This is a genomic window from Nostoc sp. C057, assembly GCF_013393925.1.
Lineage (GTDB): Bacteria > Cyanobacteriota > Cyanobacteriia > Cyanobacteriales > Nostocaceae > Nostoc > Nostoc muscorum_A.
Genome location: NZ_CP040281.1, coordinates 5,130,006 through 5,147,605, shown reverse-complemented (window position 1 = coordinate 5,147,605; position 17,600 = coordinate 5,130,006). Strand labels below are relative to the sequence as shown.

Below are 17,600 nucleotides of genomic sequence, written 5' to 3'. Positions count from 1 at the left end.
CTGGTCGCAGTTATATTTTAGGATTATTCGGGAATATTAAGCTATGAGAGCTTAAACACAATATTGAGTTTTGGATATTTGGAGATGTATTTATGAAAAAGATTGCTGAGTCAACGATCATCGCTATCATCCTGCTTGGACTTTGCAGTTGCAACTCAGTTAAAACAACGGAACTGAAAGATTCTAATCCAGTTACCAGCCAAACTGATTCTCAAGACCAAAAGCTCATCAAAATTGGTGGTTCTAGTTCAACGGTAACTGTTTTAAAACTTTTAGCAAAAGGCTATGAATCCCAAAATAAAACTGTCAAAATTGAATTTATCTCCAATAGCCAATCGGAAGGTGTGATCGCAGCCCTAAAAAACAATATTATTGATATCGCTGGTAGTAGTCACAAACTCAAACCAGAAGAAGACAACGGTAAAATTCAATATCGTGAATTTGCACAAGATTTGTTACTTATCGCCACCCATAACAGTGTTAAAGGTGTTAATAATCTCTCAACCAAGCAATTAAAAGCAATTTATAAAGGGGAGATAAAAAATTGGCGAGAGTTAGGCGGCCCTGATGCAAATATTGTAGTGTTGGATAGGCCCGAAGACGAATCAGCAAAAAAGTTATTGCGAAAATATTATTTGGGAGAAGATAAGACTACAACTAAAGCCGTGATTTTAAACAAAGAGGGCGAATTGATCGAAACCTTACAAAGTACTCCTAATTCCATCGGCGCTTTTTCTTTGGCTTATTCCCTAATCAATCAATTACCTGTCAATCATCTCAGCCTCAATGGTGTTGCTCCCAAATCGCAAAACTTTAGCAGTGGGCAATATACAATGGTGCGTCGTATAGGTATTCTCTGGAACAAAACACCTTCAGCAGCTACTCAGAATTTTATTGATTTTATCTTGAGTAAAGAAGGTGAAAAACTACTACAAAATAATGGCTTTGTTCCTACCAAATAAATTGAACGTGCCATGCAGAAATTTTTCAGGGGGCTGAGACTCAGCCAAAAAATTGTTCTACCGATACTTGCAGTTTGTCTCAGCGTATTTCTGTTTGGCTTAGTAGTGCTAGGAAATTGGTTTACCGATAGTTTGGAGCAAAATTTTCGCGAAGAGATCGAAAGTTTTTCTGAACGAGTTTATCAGGATTTCCAGTATGAACAGCAAACTCTAGAAACTGAAATAGAACTGATTGCTAATCGAGATATGCTGAGTCAGGCTGTAAAACAGCGCGATCAAAGTTTGCTTTTGCAAATATTACTACCACTTAAATCTATTTTAAAATTGGATTGGATTAAGGTAATTGATACTCAAGGTAATGTCCTCGTAGATTTACGAAATAATTCCTTGAGTCAAGCCAAATTCTCAGATAATGTAGTTACAAATACTGCAATTAAAGGAGCGAATTTATACGATTTGGTAGATGTAAAAGGTGAAGGTGAGCAACAAGTTCTCGAAGTAGTCACAAATGGAATCAAATCATCAGCAGGACTCTTGGGAGGAATCATTATTGGCAACTTACTAGACGACACTCTACTACAAAAAATTGCTGCTGGTTCCTCTAAACATCTGATTATCCACAGACAAAATCGTGTATTTGCTGCAACCTTGTTGATTGCAAGCACGGAGGTAAATTGGCAATTTCCTGCTCTTGATTTGTCTCCTAAACAAATCGCTATTGATAACAAAAACTATTTAGCTAAAACTATCATATTTCCAGGAGTAAGTCAGTCTTTAAAAGCCACAATTTTGTATCCTATCTCACTGCTAGAGGTTGAACAACAAAAGTTATGGAAATATTTAGGATTGTTGTTTTTGCTGGGAAGCAGTATTGTAGCGGTTATTGGGTTTTTAATTGCGCGAACAATTACTCGTCACCTAAAAGCTGTAACACAGGTAGCACAACGAGTTACTCAAGAATCTAATTTTGATCTCCAAGCTCCCGTAAATACTGAAGATGAGGTTGGGATTTTAGCCATTTCTTTTAACCAATTGATTCAACAGGTAAAGCGACTATTAGCAGAACAAAATGAAGCAAATCAAAAGCTAGAGTCTTACAGCCAAACATTAGAAGAAAAAATAGAAGAACGAACGCAAGCAATGCGACAAAAAAATATCGTTCTCAAGGAAACTTTACAGGAACTTAGGCTTACCCAGTCCCAATTAATCCAGAACGAAAAAATGTATTCTTTGGGACAATTAGTTGCTGGTATTGCTCATGAAATCAACAATCCAGTTAACTTCATCTACGGCAATCTAAAGTACACTGATGATTATACTCAGCAGTTGTTGTGGTTACTTCAACTTTATCAAAAACATTACCCCTATCCAGAACCAGAAATTCAAAATGCTAAAGAAGAAGCTGATATTGAATATTTAACAGAAGATTTGCCTAAAATGTTGGCTTCTATGAAGATTGGAGCCAGTCGCATTCGAGAAATTGTTCTCAGTTTACGAATCTTCTCTCGTTTGGATGAAGCCGAGTTTAAAAGTGCTGATATTCATGAAGGGATTGACAGCACACTGTTGATTTTACAACACCGAATCAAATCGCAAAACGCTCGTCCTCAAATTACAGTGATCAAAGAGTATGGTGATATCCCTAAAATTCAATGCTTTGCAGGACAATTAAATCAGGTATTTATGAATATCTTGGCAAATAGCATTGATGCTTTAGAAGAGGCTTTTGAAAAGGGGCTTTGTCAAGAACCGATAATTCGTATTTCTTCAATCCAGGTGAATGAAAATGTAGTTGTTAATATTGCTGATAATGGCACAGGAATTCCAGAAGCAATCCAGTCTCGTCTATTTGACCCCTTTTTCACGACAAAAGCAGTTGGCAAAGGTACTGGTATGGGATTGTCAATTAGCTACCAGATAATTACTGACAAACACGGTGGCTCGTTAAAGTGTATTTCATCACTAGGAGAAGGTACAGAGTTCGTAATTACAATCCCAGTTCGATAGATGATTTGGCACAATACAGCAGTTTTCTTTTGCATGAGGCACAAAGTCACTGGTTTTGAGGCAGGAGGCAGGAGGGAGAAGAATAATTTGATTTGTGAATCCTTGGTTCCGTACCTCATTTAGTTGCAAAGTGCTGTATTTCTATAAAGATTTAAATTGCTCTGGTTGCATAACTAACTTCTAATTAGATATCTATCTAATTGAAAAGTTCAAATCCCCAACTTCTCAAAGAACTTGGGGATTTTGTTGTTAAATTTAACTAAACTGCTCCCCTGCATCCAGGTTGAACAGCATTTGCAGGGTTTGCATACAGCGCCGTCTAGCTTCAACATCTTGCTGCGATCGCAACTGTACCATCGGGTCATGTAAAATTTTATTGACAATTCCCCGTGTTAATGCTTCAATCACCTCTTGATGTTTTTCAGCGAATTCCGAACCCAATCTTGATAAAGCTTTTTCTAACTCTTGTTCGCGGATGGTTTCAACTTTATTTCGCAGACAGCTAATAGTGGTAACAGTTTCTAAACTGCGCCACCAAATATCAAAGGCTTCCACTTCTTCCTCTAAAAGTCGCTCGGCTTCTTGTGCAATCTTCCGACGGCTTTCGTAGTTTTGCGCCACTACGGCCTTCAAATCATCCACATTAAACGCCTGCACATTTTCCAGTTCATTGACATCCGCATGAACATTACGCGGCACAGAAATATCAAATAACATCAATGAACGCTGAACTTCTAAAACCATTTCCAACTTGGCGCGGTCAAGTATTGGCTCTGTTGCCGAAGTACTTGTAAACACCAAATCACTTTCGGAAATCACTGCCATCATTTCCGATAACGGATGAATTTGGATCGGTTGTCCAGGGAACTGCTTCGCCAATTCTTCGGCACGTTCACGAGAGCGATTTACAATACTAATTTGCACAGCACCTTTAGAAAGTAGGTGTTGCACCAGCAGCCGCGACATTTTACCAGCGCCCAAAATTACCACTCGGCAAGCTGCTAAATTTGCCACTTTTATCTGTGCTAATTCCACAGCTGCTGAACTAATAGAAACAGCGCCAGTACCAATACTAGTTTCAGTCCGAACCCGCTTACCTGCTGTCAGCGCTTGTTTAAATAATCGATTCAAAATGGTTTTTATACCGTTATATTGCTGTCCCAGTTTGTGAGTAGTTTTCACCTGAGCCAGAATTTGACCTTCTCCGAGTACCAGACTATCTAAACCACCTGCTACTCGCATGACGTGCATCACTGCATCATCATGTAGCAACATAAATAAGTGCTGTCGCAGAGAAAGAACGGGCAATTTACTATATTCGGCAAGAAACTGAGTTATCTCTCGGATACCTTGGTCTGCTTCACTGGTAACAATGTAGATTTCCAGGCGATTACAAGTGCTAAGAATTGCAACTTCATCAATATGAGGATAGCTGGCCAGTTGAGCGATCGCACTTTCAATTTGTGGTTCTGGAATGCTCAGTTTTTCCCGGACTTCTACTGGGGCTGTTTTATGGCTTAACCCCACCACTGCTATATTCATTTGCTAAATCGTAGTTACTAGTTGGTAGTTGAGAATAGGGCATTGAGTCAGAATAGGGAATGGGGAATTTTTGTTTATTGGTTGGTAGTTTTTCCCAGCAACAAACAACTATTAATCACTAACTACTAACTACTAACTACTGCAAGGGTGAAGCATTTGGGTGACTATTTTTCAGTTTGATCGAAAGATTTCTTTCCAAATGCTTCGCCCATACTTTTATTTCCCCATTCCCTAAAAATTAGTTCAGTTGGAGAGTCTTGGGTTCACCAAACATGTGAATTGTATCAACAAATCGAGCAGTTTTTGACTGGTTGGAAATTACCAAGCTTTGAGTTCTGGCTCCGCCGTTGAAGAAACGTACACCATTCATCAGATTACCACTGGTAATGCCGCTAGCAGCGAACAGAACAGTTTCACCAGATGCTAGTTCGTGAGCATCATAGACCTTATCGGGGTCATTGATATTCATAGACTTTAAACGATCAATGTTAGCTTCTCTGCTTTCTCCAATCAGACCTGTTTTGACTACTGCCGGATCGTAAATTAGTTGACCTTGGAAGTGTCCACCTAAAGCACGCATTGCAGCTGCCGAGATTACACCTTCAGGAGCCGCACCAATACCCATCAGAGCGTGGATATTAGTTCCAGCAAAACCGCAGCTTATAGCTGCACCCACATCACCGTCTGAAATTAGTGAGACTCTCGCTCCAGCCTCACGGATTTCTTTAATTAAATCGTTGTGGCGTTCGCGCTTCATGACCACAATCACAAGTTCTTCAATATTCCGATCTAGGCACTCAGCGAGAATCTTCAGGTTTTCTGTTGCTGACTTGTTGATGTCTACCTTGCCCTTAGCCGCAGGAGGTGCTGCTAACTTCTTCATGTAAAAGTCAGGAGCTGCAAATAATCCACCCTTTTCAGAAATTGCCAACACAGCCATCGAACCAGGTTGTCCATAAGCTACCAGGTTCGTACCTTCACAGGGGTCAACGGCGATATCAATTTCAATTAGTTCATCAGGGTTACAGAAATTTGCAGCATCTGGTTGGGTACAGATACCAACTTCTTCCCCGATGTATAGCATCGGTGCGTCATCGCGTTCACCTTCTCCGATAACGATGCGACCGCGCATGTGGATTTTATTCATCCGCTCCCGCATAGCTTCCACAGCTACCTGGTCAGCGATATTTTTTTCGCCTTTGCCCATCCATTTCGAGGAAGCGATCGCGGCTTGCTCTACTACTTCAATAATCTCTAACCCAAGTGTATTTTCCACAGAGTCTGCCCTCTCAACTGCTTGAATTTCCGCCGCTTTATCTGGCTATTTCAGTCTTCAAGTCTACCAAAGGGCGGATACACGTGGAAGAAAGTTAAGTTTTACTGCTAACTGGTTAGAAAAGTACCATTTAGCACATCCTTATTTTTCACTCATCCAACTCCAGTATAAAACCTGTTTAAAAGTAACTAAGTTAAAAACTGCACAAATTATTTAGCAGTAAATATTTTAGAATATTGCTGTTCTTCAGTGTTTATATTCAGGTATAAAATAGTAAAGAAAAAAGTTAGTAAATTCACTAAAAACTGAAAAACGAAGCGCAGAGTAAATAGCTTGTCAAATTGAGAGGTCAATAGTGTTTATCGACTACATCACACTCATGTTGATCAATATGGTAGCTGGGTTATTTCTACTGGCTGACTATGTGTATCGTGGTATAGATAGTTCTAATCAGAGACAGTGGATTCCCGGTTTTGGAATTACGGGTGCGATCGCACTAACAACTGGTTTACACATGAGCTTCACCTGGCCAGTTATTGGTAGCTTTAATATTGCCTTCGGTGAGACAAGTGTCCTATTTGGAATCTTATTTGTTGCGGCTGCGATCGCACTTGCTCAAGGTTGGGATTTATCGACAATAGCAATTTACGGCTTCTTTGCGGGCCTAGTTGCGATCGTAGTGGGTTTCCGCATCATCAACTTGAACATGACTAAGCAACCCCTTTTATCAGGAATCGGCTTTATTTTAACTGGCTTAGGTGGTATTTTTGCAGCGCCAACCCTATACTGGAAAACCAACCGAACCTGGCGGTTAATTGGCGTAGCAGTGCTAATAGTAGCCGCTTTAATTTGGGCATTAACTGGATATTTAGCTTACTGGAATCATTTAGAGGGTTTCCAAAAGTGGGTTCCAGCGCCGATGCGGTAAGCAATGATCTAGGCTAGAGATATAGTTAAAATCTTGCTTAAGAAAATATGCTGGACTTTCTTAATCCCCTCTTAAATCGCCATCCAGAGCGAGTTAAAGCCAACGTCGAGCTTTACACGTGGCAAACTTGCCCTTACTGCATTCGTGCCAAAATACTGCTGTGGTGGAAAGGTGTAAATTTTACTGAATATAAAATCGACGGAGACGAAGCAGCCAGAGCTAAAATGGCAGAACGCGCTAACGGTCGACGTACCGTACCGCAAATTTTTATTAATAACCAGCACATTGGTGGCTGCGATGACCTCTATCAGCTAGACACACAAAGCCAACTCGATCCCCTTTTAGCCCAAGTCGCTATTTAGAAATCAAATTAGCCCCAACCATAGGGGCACACAGCTGTGTATTTGTATCAACTTAAGCCCAAGCGAATAGAATAGAGCCTCCGGCACGCTACACGAACGCGGCTATACAAACGTACCCATTGGCGAATCCACAGGGTAGACCGCCTCCTTGAACTAAAGGGAAATTAAGGCTTTTTAACCCACGGAGGTGGGTTTTGTTTGTGTAGACGCGGTTTCTAACCGCCCATTTCTTGTTAGATTATCTTGCCCGTCCAAAGGCAAGCATAATTTTAAAATTTTTATATTGATAAGAATATGCTAACCAAATACACAGAATATCTTATACATCAACAATGGATGAATTGTGCCTTAGAATTAGCAAAAGCAGCAGGTGATGCAGGTGAGGTTCCCGTAGGTGCTGTTATCATTGATTCAACAGGCAAATTGCTGGCACAAGGAGAAAACAGAAAAGAACGCGACAAAGACCCTACCGCCCATGCGGAAATTCTCGCTCTCAAGACAGCTGCAACAACTTTACAAAATTGGCATCTTAATGAATGTACCCTCTACGTAACTCTTGAACCGTGTCCGATGTGTGCAGGTGCTATTTTGCAAGCGCGTGTCGGAAAACTTGTATATGGAGTAGACGATACAAAAACTGGCGCAATACGTACAGTTATTAACATACCCGATAGTGCTGCTTCTAATCACCGTCTCCAAGTCATTGGAGGCATTCTAGAGTCAGCTTGTCGTCAACAATTACAGGCTTGGTTTGCTACTAGGCGGCGTAAGGTAAACTAACGGACAGAGGTAAAACTGTCCATCTAGTACGACACAAGTCACGCAAGAGAATCTACGGTGTAACTAATCAGGCTTTTCGTTAAATTTTTACCCGTCAATCAGCTGCATCCGTCATGATGGAATTTTACTCTTCATCCGATCCCTGCCAGCGCCCATCAGCTAATCATCAGGTAGCTGGTACTACCTCAAGGGTTTCTCCTTGGTTAAGTCCTCTGGCATATTTATTAGGCCGTCACTGCCTATTACCATTATTCTTTGGGCAAATTAGAATAACCGGACAAAAAAATATCCCTACAACTGGGCCTATTATCCTCGCGCCTACTCATCGGGCACGTTGGGATGCATTACTTGTACCCTATGCGACTGCTGATTGTCGCAGAGAACAAGACCTGCGGTTTATGGTGACAATTGACGAATGCCAGGGTTTACAAGGCTGGTTTGTCAAACGTTTGGGGGGGTTTCCGGTAAATTCTAAGCATCCGTCAATCCGCACACTGCGACATGGAGTTGAGCTACTTCAGCAGAAAAAAACCCTGGTCATCTTTCCAGAAGGTAATATTTTTCGTGATGGCCAAGTTCACCAGTTGAAGCCGGGAATTGCTCGTCTTGCTTTGAGTGCTGAATCTAGTCATTCTGGGCTGGGAGTGAAAATTATACCTATAGGTATTAATTACAGCCAACCTTACCCAAATTGGGGTACAGATGTCAGTATTGATATTGGCTCCCCAATCAGAGTAGCGGAATACATGAGTGGTTGTATAAAACACGATGCCAAAAGCATCACAACTGATTTAGGAAAGGCACTGCAACAATTAAGTCATCAAGAAACAAAAATTACTAATCACGCATTTGCAGAAATTACTAACTCTTGATCTTGTCAAAAGGCAAAAGTTACAATACTGCCTCTTAACCCCTGACCGTGCATGATTAAGAAACTGCACATTTTCAATGTTTGACACTAATTGCTAACTAGCTATATCCATCCTGAATTAAGTCACTAAAGATTTAGTGCTATTTTGCAAGCTTTGAGGATGTATACATATATAGATTACTCCCTATTGACAGGATATTTAGCCAAATTGACATTTTTTTGAGTAAATAGCTAATAATTGTCTGCAAACTACTGAATTGCTTTAGAAAAAACATTTTTGCTACTTCAGTTAGATAGTTACAAGGTGGTTGCGAGTAAACCGATGATTGGAAAATCAGAGTAATTAACGTGTTAACCCAGCCCACCGTAGTATCGCTCATCACGAAGATTTAAGTTAGTTACTATACAAGGGCAATGGGAACTCTATTAAAGCGATTTTCAGTCCTAAATCAGAGATACTTAGGATGTAACTTTGCTTTGTCCAAAACCAAAACAGAGTTAAGATACCCGAAGTTTCCATAACTTTTTATATAGTTGTCGCACTAATTGATCCCATGAACACTGCTGCCGCTGTTACCTTGATGCACCGTACCCTTTTATCAGTCATAGCAGTCCTCAGCCTGCTATCACCTGTGAATGCTCAGGTATCACAGTCACCAGGCACTAATAGCCCACAACCCATTGACCCCAACGATCCTAATAATCTGCGCCCCATAACCCAAAGTAACAGCCTTTTGAGCATTGAAGGTGGCGATCGCTTAGTAAAAGATGCAGAACAAGCTGTTTCTGCTCAAAACTACACTTTAGCTGCTAAAAAGCTACAAGAAGCACGTCAGGTTTATAATCAGCTATCTAATTTTTATCAAGAGTTAAATTCTAGCTTTTCGGGAATTGACAACAGAGTTTCTGATTCTCAGCGTCAAAAAGCTCTATTAACAGCCCAAAAGCGGGATGAAGCCACCTTTCAGCTAGCATTGGTACATCGCGCCCAAAATCAGCCAGAATTAGCTGTGCCGTTGTTGGTTCAAATAATTAAGAGTCAAAACCCGACACGAGATTTAGGCAAGAAAGCTTATAAACAGTTGTTTGAGTTGGGTTTTGTTGATTCTCCCTATCCCAGAGAAGGTGGTACTTCATCTTCCTCATCCCCAAAAAAATAAATTAAATTTTTGTTGCCTCTTTTTCCCATCTCCCTTATCTCCCTAATTAGTCGCTTGAGAACGCCCCAGTGCTAGGATAGAGCTATCCGCCATTGCCAAAACCTGAGCGTTCTCAAAAATACACCTCAGAGGCGGGTTTATCTACAGCCTTGCCAAAACCTGAAGTTGGCACGGGCATTTACTCCATATCTGTTAATAATAGAAAAGTAAGTTTTTTCAGGAATTGCGATGATTAGTCCGCAGCAGGTTGAGGCAATGATCAAGGCGGAACTGCCAGACGCACAGGTTCAGGTGCAAGACTTGACTGGTGGCGGCGACCACTATCAAGTGACAGTAGTTTCATCGCACTTTGCAGGTAAAGGACTAGTGCAACAGCACCAGTTAGTTTATGGTGCGTTGGGTCAAGCTATGTCAACTGAAGCGATTCACGCCTTGGCGGTAAAAACATACACTCCCGAAGCTTGGCAAGCTACAGCAAGTTCCTAAAGTTAGGAGTATAGGAGTTAGGAGTTAGGAGTTATAAAATTTTTAACTCCTCAGTCATCATCGTTGAATGCAACATAGGAAACACAAATACCATGACACCAGAACTCAAAGAGAAAATTGATAACTTGCTAGAACAGAACAAAATTCTAGTTTTTATGAAGGGAAACAAGTTAATGCCCCAATGTGGTTTCTCCAACAACGTTGTGCAGATTCTCAATACCTTGGGAGTTCCCTTCGAGACGGTTGATGTTCTCTCAGACTCTGAAATCCGTCAAGGAATTAAAGAATACTCTAACTGGCCGACAATTCCCCAAGTGTATATCAATGGTGAATTTGTTGGCGGTTCTGATATCTTGATTGAACTTTACCAAAAAGGTGAATTGCAGCAAAAGGTAGAAGTAGCACTAGCTTCCTAATGTTTCTCTAAGCAAAGTAGAGGGAATACGCTCAATTTGCGCTTCTTTATCTAGGCTATATGCCATTTTTAATGTCCTTGAGAGGAGAGACACTATTTATCTCCCCTTTCAAGGTTTTTTAATAGGTTTTAGTCAACAATCCCCTCAGTCGTATTGGCAAGACCAATATAGGGCTGAGGGGATGCGTTTAATCAATACAATATCTCCAAAATCTCACACCACGGCAACCCGTTGACCAATACAGATAATATGCTATAATCATCTGCGGTAATTAACGGTTACTATTAATGACCAACTAAATGGTACTTAGTAGTAATCTGGTTGTGGCTGTGGTTGCGGCACTGCAAAGTTTGACCCATCGTACAAGTAGCGGCTGGCTTCCTCTTCTAGACGATGAATCAGATAAGGTTCAATAACGTTGCTATGTCGCAGTGCGGCTAGATATCCATCCAAATACATCCGCATATCATCCGTGCGATAACCGCGATTCCATAACTCGACGAAGGCGTCGGTGAGTCTTTGGTAATAGCGGATGGTTTGTGTGTCTTGGAGCATAACTGCTGTATTAATCTCTTTGGAATGAGAATTGTAAATGATTCACGCTCAAATGTGAAGTGTAATTTCACTTTGGCATTAATTCAAAGTCAACACATCTACTTTGGGTACTACCCCTAGCAGCTACAAGCTACTTTAATCCTATTCCAGAAAACATCGATTCTAGTTATCTGCTCAGTTATTTGTCTGATTTTCATATTCAATGACCCAATTGTATTGGTGTTATATTCCTGGATGAGGGCAGTAATTTTGCGGATAAATCTACTTTTACCATCAGGTTGAAAAGCTGTTGTATTAACGTTTAGCTGATTGGTTATAGATATTCCCACATTACACCCATTAAAAGCAGAATGTTAAGCTACAAGAATTTTTGATACGTCTAACAACACTGCTGAGAAATTTAATAAAAATTTAATAATATTTCTAATCCCCTATCGGCAAGGCATAAATTAAAGATATTGCCACGTTTTTTATGAGGAAATGTAAAGCTAATAGCAGTTGAAGTAACAAAGGCTACAAAACCTTAGAGATGGGCTTGTTACTTTGAAAGTCATCAGACGCTAAGGGGTCTTGCCGCCGTGGGTTCGGTTTGTATAGAAATCATTGAGGGGAATCCCCATCTGAGGTCGTTGTTGGGTTGGCACTTGCAACAGCTGGAATACCGTGTGCATCAAGCTGCCAGTATTTATCAAGCAAGGGAAGTCTTTTTAAGCCATCAACCAACACTGGTAGTATTGGATGCAGACCTGCCTGATGGTGATGGCATTGAGTTTTGTCGTTGGTTGCATCGTCAGCAGCAGCCTCTAATCTTAATGCTATCTGCTCGTAATAGTGAAGGTGATATCGTCGCAGGTTTAAAGGCGGGTGCAGATGATTACCTGAGTAAACCTTTTGGGATGCAAGAGTTTTTGGCACGGGTAGAGGCACTGATTCGCCGGAAACGCACACCTACTGCACCAGCTTATTTGGATTATGGCACTTTGCAAATAGATTTAGTCCAGCGCCGTGTCCGCTTCCAGGGGGAGTTTATCGACTTAACGCCCCAAGAATTCAGTTTGTTGTACGTTTTGGCACAAGCTGGAGGAGTACCTCTGAGTAGGTCGGAATTACTGCGTCGTGCTTGGCCTGACGCTATTGATAACCCTCGTACCATTGATACTCACGTTTTATCGCTGCGGAAAAAGGTTGAACTTGATCCTCGCCAACCAAACTTGATTCAAACTATCCGCAATGTAGGATACCGTTTTAACATGGAAATTTTGAATACCAATATTTCACAATCACAAACAACAAAGTTAGCTAGAGAGAGATTTAATAATCAACGTTCAACACTTACTAGTAGTCAAGTGTGATGGGGAATAGGGCATTGGGAATTGGGAATTGAGAAAGTAAGATAACGACTCTTAACTCCTGTCTCCTAACAAATTCAAAATCCAAAATCGTCTTGAGCTTCTGCTTGAATTAAGCTTTCTCGTAATTGAAGCCAGTCTATCTCAGAGACTGTTTGATTTGCGGATAAATGACCTTGTTTTAGGTGTAATAATCGAGTACAAAACATTTGGGCAAGTTCCAGTTGGTGATTTACCATCAGAATCGTGGTTTGATGAGTTTGACTCAACTGGTTTAAGACTTGCATGAGATGGGAAGCTGTACCAGCATCAAGGGCAGAGGTTGGCTCGTCTAATAATAATATTTTAGGCTGGATGAGTAAGGCACGAGCGATCGCTACTAGTTGTCGTTGTCCAGCAGAAAGTTGTACCTCAGTTCGCCCTAACCATTCATTGGGAATGTGCAGTTGTTCTGTCCAATAACTGACTTGTTGCTGAATTCTCTGTTTGGGCAAACCACGCAAAACTAAAGGATAAGCCAAGGTTTGCTGAACTGTCATCCCTAACAGCTTTGACTCTTGCAATACAAGTACAACCATCTGGCGTAGCTGGATGACAGGAATTTGGCGATATTCTTGATTTTCTAGATAGATTTTGCCACTAGTGGGTTCAATTAGGCGGTTAATGAGGCGTAATAACGAAGTTTTACCAGCGCCTACTGACCCTACAATGGCAATACGTTCGCCCTGAAATACTTCCAAGTCAATATCTCGCAATATGGGATACCCTTGCTGATTGCCTGGAAGTTGGGTTTTCAGCTTTGTAAACAGATTAACTTGCTCTAGCCTGAGTGTTACCTTATTCAAGGGGAGTGGGGAGATATGGAGATGGGGAAGCCGGGGAAGCAGGGGAAGAAGAACTATTGATTGATTCTTGACCCATGCCCAATGCCCTATGCCAATTTTAAGTTAATTGTGCAGTAGTTAAAGCTGTAGCGATCGCCCAGCCATCGACTAATAGTAACAGCAGCGTGAATCCTAGTAAAATCAGGTACATCCACGGCTGTGCTAAAGGGCGAACATCTGTAGTATCAATGCCTGTCTTTGCTTGGACAATTTGCACAAAACGGGCAAATCCAGCTACACGCATTGGTAGTAAATAAGCTTTCCCATCATGGCTGAGGAAGTAATAAACTAGCCCTCCTTGACCAGTGGTGCGGGGTTTTAACTCTTTCACCTCTGACCAAGGTAAAAACCAGCCTTTACGAAAAAATCGAGGCACCCAGGTGGGGTAAGTAACCTGAATTCCCTGGTCATCTACCATTACTTGTTCAGTCAATACAGCGTACAAGGCAACTAAACCGATGCTAATCCCTATCCACAAAAATTCTGGAGGTACGGGTGCGGCTGTTACCTGCGATAAAAAGGGTAATGGGACTGTGAGTGCTATGTATAGACTCAGCAGCGTTATCCGAATTAAAGGAGACAGACGAAAAATAGAAACTGAGATATTGGCTGAGTTTGCTGTCACGGCTTAATTACAATGCTTTTCTTCATTGTAGGGTAGGTCTATGTCTTAGTTGGACTGTTGAAATAGGGTATGCCACTTTAATAATTTGTAATGGGCTACCCCCCACTACGCTCTAAGCAAAGCTATGCCGCAGGCTTTACGTAATTCGTAATTACTAATTCTTTAAGGTAAATACTTTTGCACTACAATCCAACCAGTCAGGGATACCCAGGCAAATCCTATAAACAGAATAATATTTACGCCGATATGTAAGGGTCTAGCCCAAGACCGTCTGGCACTAATTTGCGTGGCGCTGAAAGCAGACAGTAAAACTAATGCTACCACTATCAATCCCGCAACTAAATGTGAGGAGTGACCTAAAGAACCAAAGTGCCCTAAAGTGCCAACAATACCGATAGCCAGCAATAGTAGCACTAAGCTTACCATGCTGATACCCATTGTATAGTGGAGCGATCGCACCCCTTTATTTCCGCCCATAAATGGCGTAATAAAAGGAAATTGCTGCGAAGTTCTCGCTCGAAACATTAAAACGCCGGTGATTGCTAACATCAGATATGCCAGCAGGGACAAACCCATCGACCAGGCCGCTATTTTCCACAACCAAAGAAATGAAGGCAGATTCATAAGAATGATTGTAGATGAGAGTGGGCAGTGGGGAGATAGGGAGATCAGGTGAGAAATTGCAACAAGTCTTTTTCCTTATCCCATGCCCAATATAAAAAGGGCTACCGAATTCAGCAACCCTAAAATTGAGTCAAATTGTTTTTTTTTAATTAACAGCTGCTAAAGAGCGACTTGTAAGGGTTTTATACTATCTCCAGTGTTTGTATTAATTTGCTGCACCAATGATTTGGTATTAATAGGGTCTTTTCCAGATAATGAGTCTGTATCAAACTCATGAGTACTGGTTTCTTCGAGCATCAGGCGATCGCACGGAATCTTATCGGATAAAATTGCACTTGCCATCATCCCTGTATGAATCTCCAATTGACCTTTTCGTGGAGCTTCAAAAACTAAACGTTGTCCAGGGAAAACAACCCTTTCAAAGTACCAGTTGGGAATATTGCAGATGCGAGCCACCTGTATTTTGCTCGTGGCATTAATGTAGCAGCAGAGAATTTTTCCCGATTGCTCTGGTGGTAGAGGATCTAATATTTGAGCCATAACTGCTGAGGAGCTTTACGCCACAATTTTACATTACACGAGGCAAGCCTAGCACTCACTGATCCCCAGTTGCTGTAACTGTGAATACCAACTGTATCTTTGGAGATTATTTCTTCCTAAAGATATATTTTTAGTTATAAAAATTTTGTAATTATTTGTAGCTTTTTCGGAATTATACACTATACACAAAATTTTTTAAGATTTTTATCCTGGTATCAAAGCTTTAATTCTCTTAGAGCAGATAAGACGACGATCCCCTTGCTTTTCGCCTAGCGAGTAAGGGAGTTTTGCCGTTTCATCTATCCCAGGATTAATAGGCTGGGATCATCGCTTAATGAATAAACTCAATGTTATGGTAAAGCTATATGAAAAATATCTTCATAAAGCCTATCTATAAATTCTATGTATGTTTTATGCATAGCAGTTTTAGCGTTTCCTGCAATTGCTAATATTAGTTTTCTTACTACCAGCAATGAAGTGAAATGTCAAGGGCGATTGTGATAATTAAAACCTAATAAAACAAGCACATACTTTAAAACTGGATGTTTTTCTCGCTTTCTCCAAAGATTGGCAAGATGGAAGTCAAAACACAAATGATGGAAAATCGAATTCTTTACGTTCGCCTTCCTTGTAACCCCATCTTTCCTATTGGGGTTGTCTACTTGAGCGATCATGTCCATAAGCAGTTTCCTAATATTGCACAGCGCATCTTCGATTTAGGAACGGTGCCACCTTTAGACTACAATTCTGCTTTGGATCGCTGTATCGATGAATTTAAACCGACACTGCTAGTATTTTCTTGGCGGGATATTCAAATTTATGCCCCAGTTGGCGGACGTGGTGGCAACCCACTGCAAAACGCCTTTGAATTTTACTACGCGAAGAATCCTCTATTAAAACTACGTGGCGGATTGGGCGGTTTACGAATCTTCATCGCTTACTATGTAGAGTTATGGCGAAACCAGGGCTTAATCAAACGCGGTTTAAAGCGTGCCCAAAAATATAATTCTAATGCCCGTGTCGTTGTCGGTGGTGGTGCAGTTAGCGTATTTTACGAACAATTGGGTAAAAGCTTACCCCAAGGGACAATTATTTCTGTGGGTGAAGGCGAAACCCTGCTGGAAAAACTTTTAAGTGGCAAAGATTTTCGAGATGAACGCTGTTACGTTGCGGGAGAAACCCAACCACGAAAACGGCTGATTCACGAACAACCCACCCCACTAGAAAAAACAGCTTGTAACTACGACTATATCGAAACCATCTGGCCGGAATTTAACTTTTACCTGCAAGAAGAAGACTTTTATATAGGTGTACAAACTAAGCGTGGTTGTCCCCACAACTGTTGTTATTGCGTCTATACGGTTGTCGAAGGCAAACAAGTACGCATCAACCCAGCAGATGAAGTAGTTGCTGAGATGCGCCAATTATACGATCGCGGCATTCGCAACTTTTGGTTTACCGATGCCCAATTCATCCCCGCACGAAAATTTATCGACGATGCCATAGAACTCTTGCAAAAAATCGTCGATTCTGGTATGACAGATATCCACTGGGCAGCATATATCAGAGCCGACAATTTGACACCCGAATTGTGCGACTTGATGGCAAAAACCGGGATGAATTACTTTGAAATCGGGATTACCAGTGGTTCTCAAGAACTCGTGCGGAAAATGCGGATGGGGTATAACTTACGAACCGTCTTGCAAAACTGCCGTGACTTAAAAGCAGCTGGTTTTAACGATTTAGTTTCCGTCAACTACTCCTTTAACGTCATTGACGAACGTCCCGAAACCATCCGCCAAACCATTGCTTACCACCGCGAACTAGAAAGGATTTTCGGTGCTGATAAAGTTGAACCTGCTATCTTCTTTATTGGACTACAACCCCATACCCATTTGGAAGAATATGCTTTCAAAGAAGGCATCCTCAAGCCAGGGTACGATCCAATGAGTTTGATGCCGTGGACAGCCAAAAAACTCCTTTGGAATCCCGAACCCCTTGGTTCATTCTTCGGCGAAGTCTGCTTACAAGCTTGGCAACAAAATCCTAACGATTTCGGACGCGAAGTCATGAAAATCTTAGAAGAAAAACTAGGTTGTGCCGACTTAGAAGCAGCACTTTCCGCACCAATAGAAACGAAAGAAAAACAGTTAGCGGGTATATCCTAGAAAACACGAATTCTGAATTTCTCCCCTCTCTTCCTCTGTGCCTCTGCGGTTATTTTTACCAAATC

Annotated in this window: 18 protein-coding genes; 11 read left to right on the top strand and 7 right to left on the bottom strand. The window is 41.2% G+C overall.

The window, feature by feature from the left end:
* Positions 1 to 92: 92 nt before the first annotated feature.
* Positions 93 to 962 (top strand): substrate-binding domain-containing protein, encoded by an 870-nt coding sequence (locus FD724_RS21960; protein WP_179074086.1) that lies wholly within the window; start codon positions 93 to 95, stop codon positions 960 to 962.
* Positions 963 to 974: 12 nt separating this feature from the next.
* Positions 975 to 2,969 (top strand): ATP-binding protein, encoded by a 1,995-nt coding sequence (locus FD724_RS21955; protein ID WP_179074085.1) that lies wholly within the window; start codon positions 975 to 977, stop codon positions 2,967 to 2,969.
* A gap of 255 nt (positions 2,970 to 3,224) precedes the next feature.
* Here FD724_RS21955 and FD724_RS21950 read toward each other — a convergent pair whose 3' ends face one another.
* Positions 3,225 to 4,511, bottom strand: coding sequence for a glutamyl-tRNA reductase (locus FD724_RS21950; protein WP_179074084.1), 1,287 nt, complete (start codon positions 4,509 to 4,511; stop codon positions 3,225 to 3,227).
* A gap of 238 nt (positions 4,512 to 4,749) precedes the next feature.
* Complete coding sequence (gene glpX / locus FD724_RS21945; RefSeq protein WP_114082798.1) at positions 4,750 to 5,787, bottom strand: class II fructose-bisphosphatase; 1,038 nt, start codon at positions 5,785 to 5,787, stop codon at positions 4,750 to 4,752.
* 355 nt (positions 5,788 to 6,142) lie between these two features.
* Here glpX and FD724_RS21940 point away from each other — a divergent pair, with 355 nt between their 5' ends.
* The 7 genes from FD724_RS21940 to grxD all read left to right on the top strand — a co-directional run bounded on the left by FD724_RS21940 (position 6,143) and on the right by grxD (position 10,790).
* Positions 6,143 to 6,715 (top strand): DUF981 family protein, encoded by a 573-nt coding sequence (locus tag FD724_RS21940; protein WP_114082797.1) that lies wholly within the window; start codon positions 6,143 to 6,145, stop codon positions 6,713 to 6,715.
* A 47-nt stretch (positions 6,716 to 6,762) separates the two neighbouring features.
* A complete protein-coding gene (gene grxC, locus FD724_RS21935; RefSeq protein WP_114082796.1) occupies positions 6,763 to 7,077 on the top strand; it encodes a glutaredoxin 3 in 315 nt (104 codons plus the stop codon).
* 294 nt (positions 7,078 to 7,371) lie between these two features.
* The gene (gene tadA / locus FD724_RS21930; RefSeq protein ID WP_179074083.1) at positions 7,372 to 7,857 is read left to right on the top strand and encodes a tRNA adenosine(34) deaminase TadA; all 486 of its coding nucleotides are present in this window, start codon (positions 7,372 to 7,374) and stop codon (positions 7,855 to 7,857) included.
* A gap of 113 nt (positions 7,858 to 7,970) precedes the next feature.
* Positions 7,971 to 8,729, top strand: a complete 759-nt coding sequence (locus tag FD724_RS21925) for a 1-acyl-sn-glycerol-3-phosphate acyltransferase (protein WP_179074082.1) — start codon at positions 7,971 to 7,973, stop codon at positions 8,727 to 8,729.
* Between the two features lie 553 nt (positions 8,730 to 9,282).
* A complete protein-coding gene (locus tag FD724_RS21920; RefSeq protein WP_114082793.1) occupies positions 9,283 to 9,888 on the top strand; it encodes a hypothetical protein in 606 nt (201 codons plus the stop codon).
* 228 nt (positions 9,889 to 10,116) lie between these two features.
* Entirely contained in the window at positions 10,117 to 10,374 is a 258-nt protein-coding gene (locus FD724_RS21915; protein ID WP_069070136.1) for a BolA family protein, read from the top strand.
* 92 nt (positions 10,375 to 10,466) lie between these two features.
* Positions 10,467 to 10,790 carry a Grx4 family monothiol glutaredoxin gene (grxD, locus tag FD724_RS21910; protein ID WP_163928538.1) on the top strand — a complete coding sequence of 108 codons (324 nt, stop codon included), beginning with the start codon at positions 10,467 to 10,469 and terminating at the stop codon, positions 10,788 to 10,790.
* Positions 10,791 to 11,096: 306 nt separating this feature from the next.
* On the opposite strand, the gene FD724_RS21905 is transcribed toward grxD, so the two are convergent.
* Positions 11,097 to 11,345: a DUF6761 family protein gene (locus tag FD724_RS21905; RefSeq protein ID WP_012410260.1), complete on the bottom strand. Its 249-nt coding sequence runs from the start codon at positions 11,343 to 11,345 to the stop codon at positions 11,097 to 11,099.
* Between the two features lie 578 nt (positions 11,346 to 11,923).
* On the opposite strand from FD724_RS21905, the gene FD724_RS21900 reads away from it, so the two are divergent.
* The gene (locus FD724_RS21900; RefSeq protein ID WP_012410259.1) at positions 11,924 to 12,697 is read left to right on the top strand and encodes a response regulator transcription factor; all 774 of its coding nucleotides are present in this window, start codon (positions 11,924 to 11,926) and stop codon (positions 12,695 to 12,697) included.
* Positions 12,698 to 12,771: 74 nt separating this feature from the next.
* On the opposite strand, the gene FD724_RS21895 is transcribed toward FD724_RS21900, so the two are convergent.
* The 4 genes from FD724_RS21895 to FD724_RS21880 all read right to left on the bottom strand — a co-directional run bounded on the left by FD724_RS21895 (position 12,772) and on the right by FD724_RS21880 (position 15,367).
* A complete protein-coding gene (locus FD724_RS21895) occupies positions 12,772 to 13,539 on the bottom strand; it encodes an ATP-binding cassette domain-containing protein (protein WP_179074081.1) in 768 nt (255 codons plus the stop codon).
* A 97-nt stretch (positions 13,540 to 13,636) separates the two neighbouring features.
* Positions 13,637 to 14,203: a hypothetical protein gene (locus tag FD724_RS21890; protein ID WP_179074080.1), complete on the bottom strand. Its 567-nt coding sequence runs from the start codon at positions 14,201 to 14,203 to the stop codon at positions 13,637 to 13,639.
* Between the two features lie 162 nt (positions 14,204 to 14,365).
* Positions 14,366 to 14,827: a DUF4079 domain-containing protein gene (locus FD724_RS21885; protein ID WP_114082789.1), complete on the bottom strand. Its 462-nt coding sequence runs from the start codon at positions 14,825 to 14,827 to the stop codon at positions 14,366 to 14,368.
* A 159-nt stretch (positions 14,828 to 14,986) separates the two neighbouring features.
* Positions 14,987 to 15,367 (bottom strand): DUF1830 domain-containing protein, encoded by a 381-nt coding sequence (locus tag FD724_RS21880; RefSeq protein WP_114082788.1) that lies wholly within the window; start codon positions 15,365 to 15,367, stop codon positions 14,987 to 14,989.
* 575 nt (positions 15,368 to 15,942) lie between these two features.
* On the opposite strand from FD724_RS21880, the gene FD724_RS21875 reads away from it, so the two are divergent.
* Positions 15,943 to 17,535, top strand: coding sequence for a photosystem II high light acclimation radical SAM protein (locus tag FD724_RS21875; RefSeq protein WP_114082787.1), 1,593 nt, complete (start codon positions 15,943 to 15,945; stop codon positions 17,533 to 17,535).
* The last annotated feature ends 65 nt before the right edge of the window (positions 17,536 to 17,600 follow it).